This is a genomic window from Alishewanella sp. d11, assembly GCF_049390205.1.
Classification (GTDB): domain Bacteria; phylum Pseudomonadota; class Gammaproteobacteria; order Enterobacterales; family Alteromonadaceae; genus Alishewanella.
This window is the reverse complement of the sequence record NZ_CP186547.1, coordinates 1,954,676-1,970,223: the sequence shown is the minus strand read 5'-3', so window position 1 is coordinate 1,970,223 and position 15,548 is coordinate 1,954,676. Positions and strand designations below refer to the sequence as shown.

Below are 15,548 nucleotides of genomic sequence, written 5' to 3'. Positions count from 1 at the left end.
TACTTAAAATTGACCGTTAAACCAACTCGTAATTTTCTTAAAAAAACTACTGACTGGATCGCGGCTTTGACCGGCAGCCTTATGCTGACTGCGCACGTCTTTGCCATAAAGTAACAAACCAATGACACTGGCATAAGCCGGATCATTTACATATTCTCTCAAACCGGTTACATGCATGGGATAACCCAGCCTGACTGGCATTTGGAAGATATCCTCGGCAAACTCTACCGCACCTTCCATCTTTGCTGTGCCGCCAGTTAACACCAGTCCGGCGGCAATTTGTTCTTCTAAGCCACTGGAGCGGATCTCTTCCAATACCAGTTCAAATAATTCCTGATAGCGAGGTTCTACCACTTCTGCCAAAGTATGCCGAGACATAGACCGAGCGGGGCGGCCCCCCACACTTGGCACTTCAATACTTTCTTCTTTACCCACCATGCTACGCAGAGCACAGGCATATTGCACTTTTATCTCTTCAGCATGACTCAGTGGCGTACGGAAGATTTTGGCGATATCGCTGGTAACTTGATTACCGGCAACAGGTATCACCGCCGTATGACGTAAGGCGCCGTTGGTAAAAATCGAGATATCAATAGTACCCCCACCGATATCGACGACGCACACGCCTAATTCTTTCTCATCATCGGTTAATACCGCATAGCTAGAAGCTAGCGATGAAAATATCAATTGATCGACCTGTAAACCACAGCGCTCGACACATTTTTCGATATTTTTGGCCATATCATTGGCACAAGTAATAATATGCGCCCGCGCTTCCATGCGAACGCCAGACATACCCACAGGACTTTTTATCCCTTCCTGCATATCCACCGAAAATTCTTGTGGCAAGACATGCAGCATGCGCCGCTCTGCAGAGATTGGCACTGACTTTGCGGCATGAATAACATTAGCCACATCTTCACTGGTCACTTCAGTGTCATTAATCGGCACCATACCACTTTCATTTTGACAGCGTATATGTTTACCAGTGATCCCGAGATAAACAGAAGACACCTGACAATCTGCCATTAATTCGGCTTCATTGATTGCTCGCTGCACCGCCTGCACCACCAGATTAAGATCGTTTACACCGCCTTTATCCATTCCACGGGAGGCATGGCTACCCACACCAACAATACTTAGTTGGTTGTCTGCTGTTATTTCACCGACCACGGCTTTTATTTGTGCAGTGCCGATATCTAAACCAACAATCAAATCCCGCTCTAACGACTTAGTCATGTTTTTCTCTTTGTTTCTGTTGCATAGCGCACGGCAATACCCGTGTCGTAACGTAAATCTACCTCAGCCATCCCAGCTGCATTATGTTGTTGCATCGTCGGATATAACTCAATAAAGCGCTGTAAACGTTTTAAAGTATCCTCTCGACCAAGTTTTAATTGCACACCATCTGCTAACTCTAACCGCCAAGCAAAGCGCTCGGTCAGCCAGACTTTGCTTATACTAAATTCATGCAGCTGCAGCAGTTTCTGCATATGAGTAAACATGTTCAGGGCATCCTGCTCACTGCCTTCAGGGCCATGCAATAACGGTAATGTTGTTTGCAACTGTTCTAATGGGGCGGTAAAGACTTCCCCTTTTTTATTAATAAGTTGCTCTGCATTCCATATAGCCGCCGGTTGCTGTTCAGTCACCACCACCACTAAGGTATCAGGCCATTGTTTGCGCACGGCTACCTGATATACCCAGTATTGTTGATGCAGGAACTGCTGCACCTGATCCACGTTTACACTAAAAAAATTACCTACATACTCTGCTTGTAACCGTTGCTGTAACTCAGCAGCCCGTAAGTGCTTGAAATTACCATACAACTTTACATTTGAGATGGGTGCACTTTGCTGATCTTGCACCCACTCGACAAGCTTCCAACTCAACACCGCAAAAAACAGCAAAGAAAAGCCAAAAAATACCAGCCCACTGATAAAAGCAGCACGGCTCTGTGTTGGCTGAACAGCAGGTTGCGCTGTCACTTTAGCCTCTGGCTTGCTCTGTCTGGCCTAAAATCGCCAGTACGAGTTGCTGAAAGCTGTAACCTGCTGCCTTAGCCGCCATCGGTACTAACGATTTTTCGGTCATGCCCGGTACGGTATTAACCTCCAACAAATAATGCTTGCCTTGTTGGTCTAACATTAAATCAACACGCCCCCAACCACTGGCACCCACGGCCTTAAATGCTGCTAACGCAGAAGTTTGCATGGCCGCGGTTAATTCTGCTGTTAACGGTGCCGGACATAAATATTCTGTGCTATTAGCTTGGTATTTCGCTTCATAATCGTAAAAAGCCCGCGGTGTGCGCATTTCAACTATAGGCAACACCTCACCATTGACGATGGCAATCGTAAATTCCCGACCATCAATCCAGCGCTCGACTAAGACCTCGTGATCATATTGATGCGCTTTCGTGATAGCGACAGCCAGCTCCTCTACTGTGCTGGCAGCACTCATACCAATGCTAGAACCTTCATTAGCAGGTTTAACCATTACCTTACCACCCAACTCAGCTAACATGCTGGCATAGTCGGTATCGGTTGGCCGCGCCACTAAAAAAGGCGCTGTTGGTAAGCCTTGAGCTTGGAACAACCACTTACACCGAATTTTATCCATCGCCAAGGCTGAGCCCAATACACCACTGCCGGTATAGGGCAGACCTAGGACTTGCAACGCGCCTTGCATGGAACCGTCTTCACCACCTCGACCATGTAACACAATAAAGACCCGATCGGCGGTTAAGCTGCTAAGCGATTCTAGTTTGGGGTCGAAAGCAAAGGCGTCGACCCCAGCGTCCAGCAACGTATTCAGCACGGCTTGCCCAGAGCGGAGTGAGACTTCTCGCTCTGCAGAATGGCCACCAAACATCACTGCAACACGACCCAATTGCTGCATTACCGCACTCCTCTTGTGGCTTTTAACTGTTCAATATCCAGCTGCATGGCAGCGAGTTGCTTTACTAAGCTACCGATATTACCCGCGCCTTGGGTTAACACGACATCACCGTCTTGCAATACGTCAGCAAGACATGCCGCTAAGTCGTTAGGTTGTGCCACATAGATAGGTTCCAGCTGACCTCGAGCACGAATGGAACGTGCTAAACTGCGACTATCGGCTCCGGCTATCGGCGTTTCACCTGCTGCATAAACTTCCAATAGCATTAACGCATCCACTTCTGATAACACCTTGGCAAAATCATCGTACAGATCACGGGTGCGGGTATAACGATGAGGTTGATAACACATCACTAATCGACGCTCAGGCCAAGCGTTACGAACTGCTGCCACGGTAGCAGCCACTTCGGTTGGATGATGGCCATAATCATCAATCAATAATACCTTGCCACGTCCCGTGTCAAATTCGCCGTATTGCTGGAAACGTCGACCAATACCTTCAAATTTATTCAGAGCAGCTAAGATTGCTTGTTCGGCAATGCCTTCATCTTGCGCCAACGCAAAGGCTGCGGTGGCGTTTAACGCATTATGCTTGCCTGGTAAATTTAAACTTACCTCGCGCTGATTGCCTTGCGGATCGGTAAGCACAAAAAAGCTACGGGTGCCTTGCTGCATAAAGTCGCTGATTACGTAATCGGCATCGGCAGTAAAGCCGTAGGTGATCACGGTCCGGCCAATACTGGGGATTAATTCGCGTAATACTGGATCATCTAAGCACACCACTGCCATGCCATAGAATGGGAGATTGTGTAAAAATTCTAAATAAGTGGCTTTCAGCTTTTCAAAGTCACCCTGATAGGTGTCCATATGATCGGCTTCGATATTGGTAATCACCGTTGCCATTGGCTGCAAATGTAAAAATGAGGCATCGCTTTCATCGGCTTCAGCAATTAAATAGCGTCCGGCGCCTAAACGGGCATTAGATCCTGCAGAATTTAATAAGCCACCAATTACAAAAGTTGGATCCGCACCCGCTTCAGCAAAAATGGATGCCAGCAAACTGGTCGTCGTCGTTTTGCCATGCGTACCGGCAATAGCAATACCATGCCGGAAACGCATTAACTCACCGAGCATTTCCGCACGGCGCACCACGGGGATCCGCGCTTCACGAGCGGCAACGACTTCGGCATTATCGGCTTTAATTGCACTGGAGACCACGACGACACTGGCTTCACGGATATTTTCAGCATAGTGTCCGAAAAACAGTTCTGCACCTAAGCCGCGCAGGCGATCAGTCACGGCACCTGGTGCAATATCTGAACCGGTTACTTTATAGCCTTCATTTAATAACACTTCGGCGATCCCGCCCATGCCGGCACCACCGATGCCGACAAAATGAATACGCTCAACGCGGCGCATTGCTTGTTTTTTCTGTTGCGGTGTCGTAATCATACTGCTTGTCCTGTTACTTGCCGGCATAAGGCTACAACCTGAGCGGTAGCCTGCTGCAGTGACCGCTGTTGTGCCTTTGTCGCACGGCGCAGCAGTTCACTTTTATTATTCACTATCGGTGCCAAAATAGGCACAACACCCGATTCAACCAGCGCTGCCTGTGGCAATAACCACGCAGCGTCATCACAGCTCAGGCTTTGCGCATTGGCGGTTTGATGATCGTCAATCGCTGTCGGCAACGGGATAAAGATCGCCGCAACTCCTGCCGCAGCTACTTCACTAACGGTCAACGCGCCAGCTCGACATATTACTACATCTGCCCAGCGATAGGCTTCAGCCATATCATTAATAAATGCAGTCACACTAACGGCAACCCCTTGCTGCTGTAACACCTGGTAACGCTGTTGAACGTCAGCTAACATCGCCTCACCACTTTGATGGCGGATGCTAATAGCACCTAACTCGGCTAAGCTGGCAAACTGCTTAGGTAAGTGTTCATTTAAAGCTTTTGCCCCTAAGCTGCCGCCCATCACTAAAATGCGCAGCTCGCTATTCGCAGGTCGATTTTCTCGGCAACTCAGCAGTTCATGACGAACGGGGTTACCAACGACACACTGTTTTGCTGAACCAGCAAAGGCTTGTGGAAAGGCGACCATGACCTTTTTCGCCAGCTTGGCTAATAGTTTATTAGTGCTGCCCGCTACCGCATTTTGTTCATGAATAAGCAGTGGTACGCCAGCTAACCAAGCGGCCAAACCACCAGGACCACTGGCATAACCACCAAAGCCAAGCACCAGCGTTGGCTGTAATTGTTTGATTAATTTGCGCGCTTGCCAAACAGAGCGCAGTAACATGACCGGTGCAGTCAGTAATTTGCCTAAGCCTTTTCCGCGTAACCCAGAAACCTGAATGGCATAAAATGGCCAACCAAACTGCGGTACTAAGCGTGCCTCCATTCTTTCTGCAGTGCCTAGCCAAGCAATGTCCCAACCGGCTTCATGCAGCGACTTGGCCACTGCTTGGGCGGGGAAAATATGTCCACCAGTACCGCCAGCCATAATTAATGCGAGGGGTTTAGTCATGTTTCCCCCCACGGATCGCCTGTTTACCTTGCATGCGAACGTCAAAATCAATGCGCAATAATAAGGCGGCGGCCATCAACATAATGATTAGACTACTGCCGCCATAACTGACAAAAGGTAAGGTCATCCCCTTAGTCGGTAACATGCCACTGGCCATACCGGCGTTAACTGCCGTTTGAAAACCAATCCATATCGCTAAACCATGAGCTAGAAAGCCATGAAAACTCATGCCTTTTTGTAAGGCGCGGTTACCCATCATTAAGGCGCGAAATACGATTATAAACAAAAGACAAAGCAAGACGGCGATGCCGATAAAGCCAACCTCTTCGCCAATAACCGCAATAATAAAATCGGTATGCGCTTCAGGTAAGTACTCTAGTTTTTGTATGCTATTACCCAAGCCTTGTCCAAACCAGCCGCCACGGCCGAACGCCATCAAGGATTGCGTTAACTGATAGCCACTGCCAAAGGGATCCGCCCAAGGATCAAGGAAAGCCGTAACGCGCCGCCAGCGATATTCGCTATAAAAAATCAGCACGGCGATAGCCGCCAACCCTGTCATCATCAAAGCGATAAACTGCCAGAGCTTAGCGCCTGCTAAAAACAGCATCACTACCGCAGTAGCAAACATCACAATTACGGTACCTAAGTCTGGCTGCATTAACAGCAACACGGCAAACACAAAAAGCATAATTAAGGGTTTAATAAAACCCATCAGATTTTCGCGAACTTCTTCCTGCCGTCTAACCAAATAACTGGCTAGATAGACAAAAAAGAATAATTTAGCCGGTTCCGCCGCTTGAATATTAATTGGCCCCACCGCCAACCAACGCGTTGAACCGTTGACGTTACGGCCAAACAACAATACGGCTACCAGCAGAGCGAGCGCTAAAAATAACAGCTGCATATTATAGTTATGCCAAAAGCTCACCGGTAAACGTAAGACGACAACAGCGGCAATCAACCCAAGCAGCAAATAGACAATATGCCGGAAAGTAAAATGCATTGGATTATCATATAAACGCTCTGCTACGGGGATGGAGGCACTCGTGACCATAACCAAACCAATCGCCAGCACTAATAACAGTACACTTAAAAAGAGACTGTCATAATTGGCTTGATCTTTGGATCGCCACCAACTATCTAGCTGCGAGAAAGGGTTAAATCGAGCATTAAGCAACAGCGCTTTCATCACTTAAGCTCCTTAACGGCTTTGGCGAATTGCTCACCACGGTCGGCATAACTTTTAAACATATCAAGGCTGGCACAGGCAGGCGAAAGCAATACCATATCACCAGGCTGAGCCAATTCAGCGGCTAATCGCACTGCCTGCTGTAAGGTTTTGACGGCTTTACTATCCTCTTTTAATGCCGCTATAGCTGGGCCATCTTGCCCTAGAGTAATTAACTGCTGCACATCCTGTTGTAATGCGGCAGACATCTCGCTGACATCTGCACCTTTGGCATCGCCGCCAGCAATTAAAATGATTTTACCGGTGACACTGCCACGTAAACCGGCTAATGCCGCTAGTGTGGCACCGACATTAGTTGCTTTTGAGTCATTAATCCAACGTACACCAGCGACTTCAGCAACCAACTCACAACGATGCGCCAATCCTTTAAAGGTTCTTAGGGTCTCGGCAATAGCCTGTTGCTTTGCCCCTGCGGCTAACGCTAGGGCAGCTGCCACCAGCGCATTAAACTGGTTATGCTCACCAAACAGGCTCATTTCATTGACTGGGAGCAGCGGCTCACCTGCAACCATTAACCAAGGTTGTTGTTGCAACTGGACAATACCATAGCCGTTTGCCGCAGCGTTAAGACTGATTGCCAGCACCGCTTGCGATGCTGCAGGTTGCGTTAGCCGGTCATCAGCATTGTAAACGGCTAACTGACAGTGGCGGAAAATCTGGGCTTTCGCTGCAGCATATTCAGCCATATCGGTGTAACGATCGAGATGATCTGCACTGAGGTTTAAATTGGCACTGGCTAAAGTATGTAAGTTAGTCGTGGTCTCTAATTGAAAACTCGATAGCTCAAGAACAAACACTTCCGTTGTCGGCTGCGCAATAGCTTCTAATACTGGTAGCCCAATATTGCCAGCAGCAACCGCCTTGATACCGCTTTGCTGCAACATGGCTTCGACTAACATGGTAACGGTCGACTTGCCATTAGAGCCAGTTATCGCAACTACCGGCTTCGTATTGAAACGGGCAAATAATTCAACATCACCTAGAATTTCAGCGCCTTGCAAGCGGGCAAAACGCAATGCTGGGTGCTTTATCGACAACCCTGGGCTGACAATAATCAGATCCATTTTCGCTAATCGGTTTGCATCAAGCTCACCAAGATAAATGCCATCAACTTTATCTGGATTAATTTGCTCTAAACCTGCTGGTTGCTTACGGGTATCCATTAATACAGGTTTGACACCTTTTGACAGCAAAAAGCGCACTGTGGCCAGACCTGATAGTCCTAGCCCCACTACAGCAACTCGTTTTGCAGTCAGAATTTGTTGCATTTTCTATCTCAGCTTTAAAGTGGCTAAGCCAACTAACACAAACATAATGGATAGGATCCAGAAACGGACAATCACCCGTGGTTCTGGCCAGCCTTTTAACTCATAATGATGGTGGATCGGCGCCATGCGGAAAATACGTTGCTTACGCAACTTGTAAGACCCTACCTGCAAAATGACCGACAGCGTTTCCATCACAAAGATCCCGCCCATGATAAATAACACGATTTCTTGCCGCACTAAGATGGCAATCACCCCCAGCACAGCACCCAATGCCAGCGAGCCGACATCACCCATAAATACCAAAGCAGGGTAAGTGTTAAACCACAAGAAACCTAAGCCCGCACCAATTAATGCGGCACAAAATACCACCAGCTCGCCGGAATAGGGTAAAAACGGAATATTCAGATAATTGGCAAAGTGCACATTACCGCTGGCATAAGCAATAATGGCGAAAGCAGCAGCCACCATAATAGTGGGTACTATGGCTAAACCGTCTAAACCATCAGTAAGATTTACCGCATTACTAGTCCCGACGATAACAAAGTAACTGAGCGCAATAAATAATAACCCAAGTTGTGGCATTACATCTTTGATAAAGGGCAATACCAGTGCCGTTTCTGCTGGCCTTTCTGCCGTTGCATATAAGAAAAACGCCGTGAGAATAGCGAATACCGATTGCCAAAAGTATTTCCAACGAGCAATCAAGCCGCGGGGATCTTTACGGATAACCTTACGATAATCATCAACAAAACCTATAGCACCAAAGCTAACCAGTACGAACAGCACCACCCAAATGTATTTATTGGCTAGGTTAGCCCACAGCAAAGTGGACACCACTATTGAAGCTAAAATCAGGATGCCGCCCATAGTAGGCGTGCCTTTTTTCGAGAAATGACTTTCTGGGCCATCATTGCGCACAACTTGACCAATTTGCATGCGCTGCAAAGCAGCAATCAGTTTAGGACCAAAATATAAACTCAACAATAATGAGGTCAGCACCCCTAAAATAGCCCTAAATGTCAGATAACTAAAGACATTAAAGGCACTAACATATTGCGTTAAATATTCGGCTAACCACACTAGCATGGCTGTGTCTCCTGCTGACAACGTTCTAGCAAGTCCTGTACAACTAATTCCATTTTCGCACTACGCGAACCTTTCACCAGGAGAGTGACTTCTTGCTGAGCTAAAATTATTGGCAACAACTGATCTAACAGTGCTTGCCGTTGACTAAAATGCGCGCGTTGTCCTTGAAACAAATCGCTAGCGTGCTGTGATAACACACCAACCGTGAACAATAGATTAATCCCCGACTTTGCCGCATACTCGCCGATTTGCTGATGGTACGCTCGCGCGTCAGACCCGAGCTCTCCCATATCACCAAGTAACAACCCGCGAAATCCCGAATAACTGGCCAGTAAATCAATAGCCGCTTTTACTGATTCTACATTTGCATTGTAAGTATCATCGATGACTCTCAAACCAGATTTAGGCTGTAACACCTGAGTTCGGCCTGTCACGGCAGACATCGCGGCTAAACCAGCTTGCACCTGGGTGATATCTACCCCAATAACCAGTGCCGCTGCCGCAGCCGCCAACGCATTAGCAACATTATGCCGGCCAGGTACTGTTAATTTGATGGCTGTCACGCCCAAAGGTGAGTGTAAGTTGAAACATGCACAACCGGCAGCATCCAGTTGCACCGCACTGGCATAGTAATCCGCTGTCGGTTTATCGAGGCTAAATGTCACCAAGGACAAGGCCTGCGTTTGCTGTAACCAGTAATCGCTGTAGGTATTGTCTAGCGATACAATGGCAACACCATTAGCGGCTAAGCCTTGATAAATCTCCGCCTTAGCCCTTGCCACACCATAAACATCACCAAAGCCTTCAAGGTGCGACGCCGCCGCATTGGTAATTAATGCCACATCGGGCTTTACTAAAGCAGTGGTGTACGCAATTTCACCATGATGGTTGGCGCCCAGCTCAAGCACCGCATAACGATGGTGCTCGGTTAAGCGTAACAACGTTAAAGGAACACCAATGTCATTATTGAAGTTTCCGGCCGTTGCCAGTACCGTCTCTTGGTTATGCTGCGCGGTTTTACTGCTAGTAACCTGGCTTAAAATTGCGTGCAACATTTCTTTGACGGTGGTTTTGCCAGCACTGCCAGTGATAGCAACCGTTTTTGGGGCTAGTTTTGCTTTAACCGCCGCCGCTAACTGACCCAGAGCCACACGGCCATCTGGCACCAGAATATAAGGAATAGTGACCGTCGCCGGCGGCGCTTCACTACAAATTAGCGCAGCAGCTCCCTTAGCAGCAACCTCGGCTAAGAAACGATTCCCATCAAAATGAGTGCCTTTAAGCGCAACAAATAACACCGCACCTTGTAAGGTGCGACTATCTGTACTAACGGCATCAATCAGCACGTCAGGCCCATATAACGGAGCGGCTAACAGCTCAGCAATCTCAGATAATGGTAGCTTAATCATAATGCCAACTCCGCCACTAACTGCCGCACATATGCGCGTTCATCATAGTGATGCGCAGTTGTACCAATAATTTGTTCTGTTTCATGCCCTTTACCCGCAATTAACAGGATATCGCCTCGCTGTAAGGCAAGCATGGCTTGCTTGATGGCTAAACGCCTATCGATAATGAGCTGTACATTGTCGACCTTTGCAATGCCGGCGGCGATATCTTGTAAAATCTGTAACGGATCCTCCGTTCGCGGATTATCTGACGTTAAAATAACCTGATCCGCTAACTGCTCTGCCAACTGCCCCATCAGCGGTCTTTTACCTTTATCTCGGTCGCCACCACAACCGAAAACACACCAAAGCTGTGCTGAGCAATGCCGTCGCAATGCACTTAAGGTTTGTTGTAAAGCATCTGGGGTATGTGCATAGTCTACAACTGCCACAGCGCCATTTGACAGGGAGTATTGCTCCATCCGCCCAGCAACAGGGACTAATTTGCTAGCAGCTTGCAGTAAAGCCGCTAACGGTTGACCCAAAGCCTGTAAACAGCGAATCGCAGCCAGGGCATTTTGAACATTAAATTCACCGAGTAACGGCAATTGCAATTGAACTTGTTGCTCTTCAAAAGCTAACTGACACAGTGTGCCCTGCAAGTTAGGCACGATCTGCTGATAACTCAAGGCTGAGGGCTGGTTATGACAAGCCGCAGCTGAACCATAGGTATAAACAGGCAGCTGCATAGCGCTAGCATAAGATCGGGCTGTTTCATCCGATAAATTTAAAACAGCTAAAGCGCTTTGTTCAGGCTTAAATAACAAGGCTTTTGCTGCGGCATAAGCTTGCATAGTGCCGTGATAATCTAAGTGATCGCGGCTCAAATTAGTAAACACCGCGGCAGCAAAAGATAAACCGGCTACGCGTTGTTGTATAAGCGCATGCGAAGAGACTTCCATCGCCACTAAACGGACACCGTCAGCAACCAGCTCTGCAAAAATACGCTGTAAATCAACAAAATGTGGTGTGGTATTGTTAAGTGGTGTTAACTGCTGCCAGTCACCATAGCCCAAGGTACCAATCACAGCGCTTTTGATACCAAGTTGCGCCGCTAATTGTGCAATAAAACAGCTTACCGACGATTTACCATTGGTGCCCGTTACACCGATTAGCGTTAACTGCTGCTGTGGCTTGCCATAGAAGTTTGCGGCCAGTTCAGGTAACAGTGCCGCTAACTCTGGGAGTCGCTGAATACGATCATCGTCAGCCACTTCCTGACTGGTAAGCACCAAGGCCGCGCCCTGTTGCAAAGCCTGCTCAATATATACATTGCCGTCGCTTTTTGTACCTGGTAGCGCGATAAAAACATCACCCGGCGTTACCGCTCGGCTATCAATGCGTAAATGCTTTAGCGCCACATTCGGCACTGCCGGTAAGTACTGCCCTAACCATTGTTGACTATTAACCGGCATGTTGACCTCCGCGCACTGCAGTGATTCTAGGCAGCGTGTGAGCATCTGGTGGCAAGTTTAGTAATTGCATGGCAGCGCCCATAATATTGGCAAATACCGGTGCAGCAATTTCGCCGCCGTGATAGAAATCACCAGCAGGTTCATTAATCACCACCACAGTGGCTAAGCGTGGATTACTAATTGGGCCAACACCGGCAAAAGAAGCGATATAATCATCACCATAGCCGCCCGCCACGGCTTTACGCGCAGTACCTGTTTTACCACCAACACGATAACCTTGAATTTGTGCCCGAGTAGCGGTTCCGCCCGGCGCAATACTGGCTTCCATCATTTCTAACATGGCTTGCGCATATTCTTCCTTTAGCGCACGCTCACCAGGCTCTGGCTCGTTGACTTTTAAAATACTTAACGGTCGATTGATACCGCCATTAGCAATGGTGGCGTAGGCACGGGCCAATTGCACCGCCGTGACTGACAGACCATAGCCATAAGAAAACGTTGCGCGCTCAAAATCCGACCATCGTTGCCGAAAGCTAAAAATACCGGTACTTTCGCCAATTATGGAGGCACCGGAATCCTGACCTAAGCCCACATTATGGTATAACCCAATCACATGCTGCTGCGGCACCTCCAGCACTAAACGAGCTACCCCCATGTTACTGGATTTCTGCACAATACCCGTCAGGCTTAAAGTGCCATAGTTATTCGGATCCCTAACCCAGCTCCCCCCTATGCGCATAAAACCAGGGCTAACATCAACAAGGGTATCTAAATTCGCTGAGCCATACTCCAAAGCACTGAGCACTGCTAAGGGTTTCATGGTCGAGCCGGGTTCGAAAGTATCGGTAATAGCTCTGTTTCGAAACCGATAAACAGGGGTGTTTCTTCGATTATTCGGATTAAATGAGGGGCTATTGACCATCGCTAAAATTTCACCGGTGTAGACATCAATCACCACGGCGGAGCCTGAAGCCGCGCCATTAGACAGTACCGCTTTTTTTAATTCACGATAGGCAACGGCTTGGATACGTTGATCAATACTTAATTGAATATTTGTAGGTTCTTGCGCATCTTCACGCTCCAAGACTTCAATTTCACGACCTTTAGCATCTTTACGGAAAACCTTCCGACCTGCAGTGCCTGTAAGCAAATCGTTAAAGCGTTTTTCCAACCCTTCCACACCAACATCATCTACGTTGGTAAAGCCGATAAGCTGAGCGACCACCTCACCTGCCGGATAAAAACGACGTGACTCCTGCCGGAAATGAATACCTGGTACTCTTAACTTACGCACATAATCAACCACCGCAGGATTGACTTGCCGCTGCAAATACACAAAACGACGCTGCGGATTATCGCCAATACGATCGGCTAACTGCTGTGGTGTTAACTGCAAAATTTCGGCAAGAGCATGCCAGCGGCGTTCATCTCCGGCAGCCCTGCGTTCAATGACCTCTTTTGGATCTGCCCAAATCGCTTGCACTGGCACACTCACCGCTAGCGCTTCGCCGTGGCGATCTAAAATCATGCCACGCATGACTTGACCAGACTCTACCCGTAAACTGCGTAAATCCCCTTGTGTCACTAACATATCGGGTTCCAGCACCTGCAACCAGGCCGCTCGGGCAATCAAGGCAACAAAGACAGCACTAATGCTGACCAGCACAAAAGCAAAACGCCAACCTTGGACGGCCGGTGGCGTTTTATTTTTTGCTTGTGCCTTTTTCACTGGCGCTTTCATGGCAAGGTCACCGTAATATCATACTGGCCAGTGGGGCGCTGCATATTCAGTTGACGCCGAGCAATCTCTTCAACCCGACTGTGTTCAGCAAGCGCCCTTTGCTCTAATAACAAATTGCGCCATTCGGTATCTAATTGATCACGTTGTTGATAATTCTGATCTTGTTGAATAGTCAGCTGTCGATTTAAATGTGCCATTTGCACTACAGCCAGTGCCGATAAAATACATGCGAGCAGCAGCACAATCACCAATAAGCGTTGGCGGATTTCCTGCCCAATGATTTTTACCAGCTGCACTTGCGTCATAATGCTTGCTTCTCAGCAATACGCAGCACTGCACTGCGCGCTCTGGGATTAGCCGCCAGCTCTGCAGCAGAAGGCATAATGGCCTTCCCCACTAATTTTAACGGAATAGCCTTATAAAGTTGTGCATCAGTCAATGGCATGCCACGCGGCACTGGCTCCGCCTTTGAATGGCGACGCATAAACTGCTTTACCATACGATCTTCTAAGGAATGAAAACTGATGACACAAAGCCGACCACCAGGTTTAAGTGCTGCCATCGCACCTTGCAACGCAAGATTCACTTGCTCAAGCTCACTATTGACGTAAATGCGAATGGCCTGAAAACTGCGCGTTGCAGGATGTTTTTTCTCTTTAGCACTTTTTGGTACAGCCTGACTAATTAGCGCTGCCAGCTCAGCGGTACGCAGCAACGGTTGTTCTTGTCGTTGCGTAACGATAGCGTTGGCAATACGCCAAGCAAATTTTTCCTCGCCATATTCACGCAATACAAAGGTGATATCTTCAACATCCGCTGTAGCCAGCCAATCTGCAGCAGACATGCCCGAGGTTGGATCCATCCGCATATCCAAAGGACCATCGCGCATAAAACTAAAACCGCGTTCGGCATCATCTAATTGCGGGGATGAAACCCCTAAATCTAATAAAATTCCATCGATTTTACCGAAAATCGCTTCGTTTTCGGCAATAGTGGCCAGGGCGGCAAAAGGGCTATGTGTGATATGAAAGCGCGCATCTGCCAGCAGTGGGGCTGCAGCAGCAATGGCGGTAGGATCCCGATCTATGGCGTATAAACGACCATTTGGACCAAGTTGTTTAATAATTTCTCGGCTATGACCACCACGGCCAAAGGTGCCATCAACATAGATGCCATCCGCTTTGATTGCCAAGCCTGCCAACGTTTCTGCCAGCAAGACCGAGATATGTGCTTGTGCTGTCATTTACAGTACAAAATCCTGTAATCGCTCTGATAACTCAACAGTACCGGCTTGCGCTTGCTCTAGCTCAATATCAGCCGAAAGACGCGCTTGCCATGCTGCTTCATCCCAGATCTCAAATTTATTTAATTGGCCCACTAAACGAATGTTTTTGCTTAAACCGGCATGCTGACGTAAAGACGCTGGCACTAAAATACGGCCGCTTTTATCCATTTCGCAATCAGTGGCGTTACCGAGTAATAGCCGCTGTAAACGGCGCTCCTGCGGATTCAAACTGGACAGAGATTTTAGTTTTTCTTCTATTTCTTCCCACTCTGCCAGTGGAAACAGTAATAAACAGGGATCATGCAAATCGATGGTACAAATCATCTGCCCCTGGCATTCAGACAAAAGGCGTTCACGGTAACGCGCTGGTAGCGCTAACCGACCCTTTTCATCTAATGTCAGTGTAAATGATCCACGAAACATCTTAATTTGCCTATGTTAAGTGCGTAAGCCGGCGTCAGGAAGAATCAGAAATCTTAAAAGGTTGCAGTGAGCATCATCTACACCACATATTACCCCAAAAGATCCACAATTACCCACTTATCCCCACAATGAGACAGTTTAGGGTGCCACTTCCACTGCTGTCAAGGTAAAAACGGTCAGGAAGATCGAATAAGAT

The 15,548-nt window shown here is 48.0% G+C and carries 14 protein-coding genes; all 14 read right to left on the bottom strand.

Going from position 1 to position 15,548, the window contains the following annotated elements:
- Positions 1 to 3: 3 nt before the first annotated feature.
- Genes ftsA through mraZ form a run of 14 tightly spaced genes read right to left on the bottom strand, consistent with a single transcriptional unit; the run spans position 4 to position 15,352 of the window.
- Entirely contained in the window at positions 4 to 1,239 is a 1,236-nt protein-coding gene (gene ftsA / locus ACO1PK_RS08865; protein WP_423185285.1) for a cell division protein FtsA, read from the bottom strand.
- Positions 1,236 to 1,988, bottom strand: a complete 753-nt coding sequence (locus ACO1PK_RS08860) for a cell division protein FtsQ/DivIB (protein ID WP_423185284.1) — start codon at positions 1,986 to 1,988, stop codon at positions 1,236 to 1,238. Before ACO1PK_RS08860 ends, ftsA begins: the two co-directional genes overlap by 4 nt.
- 1 nt (position 1,989) lies before the next feature.
- Entirely contained in the window at positions 1,990 to 2,901 is a 912-nt protein-coding gene (locus tag ACO1PK_RS08855) for a D-alanine--D-alanine ligase (protein WP_423185283.1), read from the bottom strand.
- Complete coding sequence (gene murC / locus ACO1PK_RS08850) at positions 2,901 to 4,352, bottom strand: UDP-N-acetylmuramate--L-alanine ligase (protein ID WP_423185282.1); 1,452 nt, start codon at positions 4,350 to 4,352, stop codon at positions 2,901 to 2,903. The genes ACO1PK_RS08855 and murC overlap by 1 nt, the downstream gene beginning before the upstream one ends.
- The gene (gene murG, locus ACO1PK_RS08845) at positions 4,349 to 5,434 is read right to left on the bottom strand and encodes an undecaprenyldiphospho-muramoylpentapeptide beta-N-acetylglucosaminyltransferase (protein ID WP_423185281.1); all 1,086 of its coding nucleotides are present in this window, start codon (positions 5,432 to 5,434) and stop codon (positions 4,349 to 4,351) included. The genes murC and murG overlap by 4 nt, the downstream gene beginning before the upstream one ends.
- Complete coding sequence (gene ftsW, locus ACO1PK_RS08840; protein ID WP_423188187.1) at positions 5,427 to 6,626, bottom strand: cell division protein FtsW; 1,200 nt, start codon at positions 6,624 to 6,626, stop codon at positions 5,427 to 5,429. Before ftsW ends, murG begins: the two co-directional genes overlap by 8 nt.
- The gene (gene murD, locus ACO1PK_RS08835; RefSeq protein WP_423185280.1) at positions 6,626 to 7,954 is read right to left on the bottom strand and encodes a UDP-N-acetylmuramoyl-L-alanine--D-glutamate ligase; all 1,329 of its coding nucleotides are present in this window, start codon (positions 7,952 to 7,954) and stop codon (positions 6,626 to 6,628) included. The genes ftsW and murD overlap by 1 nt, the downstream gene beginning before the upstream one ends.
- A gap of 3 nt (positions 7,955 to 7,957) precedes the next feature.
- Positions 7,958 to 9,040: a phospho-N-acetylmuramoyl-pentapeptide-transferase gene (gene mraY / locus ACO1PK_RS08830; RefSeq protein ID WP_423185279.1), complete on the bottom strand. Its 1,083-nt coding sequence runs from the start codon at positions 9,038 to 9,040 to the stop codon at positions 7,958 to 7,960.
- Positions 9,034 to 10,449, bottom strand: coding sequence for a UDP-N-acetylmuramoyl-tripeptide--D-alanyl-D-alanine ligase (locus tag ACO1PK_RS08825; protein ID WP_423185278.1), 1,416 nt, complete (start codon positions 10,447 to 10,449; stop codon positions 9,034 to 9,036). Before ACO1PK_RS08825 ends, mraY begins: the two co-directional genes overlap by 7 nt.
- On the bottom strand, positions 10,446 to 11,903 hold the full coding sequence (locus ACO1PK_RS08820) for a UDP-N-acetylmuramoyl-L-alanyl-D-glutamate--2,6-diaminopimelate ligase (RefSeq protein ID WP_423185277.1): 1,458 nt from the start codon (positions 11,901 to 11,903) through the stop codon (positions 10,446 to 10,448). Before ACO1PK_RS08820 ends, ACO1PK_RS08825 begins: the two co-directional genes overlap by 4 nt.
- Complete coding sequence (locus ACO1PK_RS08815; protein ID WP_423185276.1) at positions 11,893 to 13,644, bottom strand: penicillin-binding transpeptidase domain-containing protein; 1,752 nt, start codon at positions 13,642 to 13,644, stop codon at positions 11,893 to 11,895. The genes ACO1PK_RS08820 and ACO1PK_RS08815 overlap by 11 nt, the downstream gene beginning before the upstream one ends.
- Positions 13,641 to 13,949 (bottom strand): cell division protein FtsL, encoded by a 309-nt coding sequence (gene ftsL, locus ACO1PK_RS08810; protein WP_423185275.1) that lies wholly within the window; start codon positions 13,947 to 13,949, stop codon positions 13,641 to 13,643. Before ftsL ends, ACO1PK_RS08815 begins: the two co-directional genes overlap by 4 nt.
- Complete coding sequence (gene rsmH / locus ACO1PK_RS08805; protein ID WP_423185274.1) at positions 13,946 to 14,887, bottom strand: 16S rRNA (cytosine(1402)-N(4))-methyltransferase RsmH; 942 nt, start codon at positions 14,885 to 14,887, stop codon at positions 13,946 to 13,948. The genes ftsL and rsmH overlap by 4 nt, the downstream gene beginning before the upstream one ends.
- Positions 14,888 to 15,352 carry a division/cell wall cluster transcriptional repressor MraZ gene (gene mraZ, locus ACO1PK_RS08800; RefSeq protein WP_423185273.1) on the bottom strand — a complete coding sequence of 155 codons (465 nt, stop codon included), beginning with the start codon at positions 15,350 to 15,352 and terminating at the stop codon, positions 14,888 to 14,890. It lies immediately after the preceding gene.
- Positions 15,353 to 15,548 lie beyond the last annotated feature (196 nt).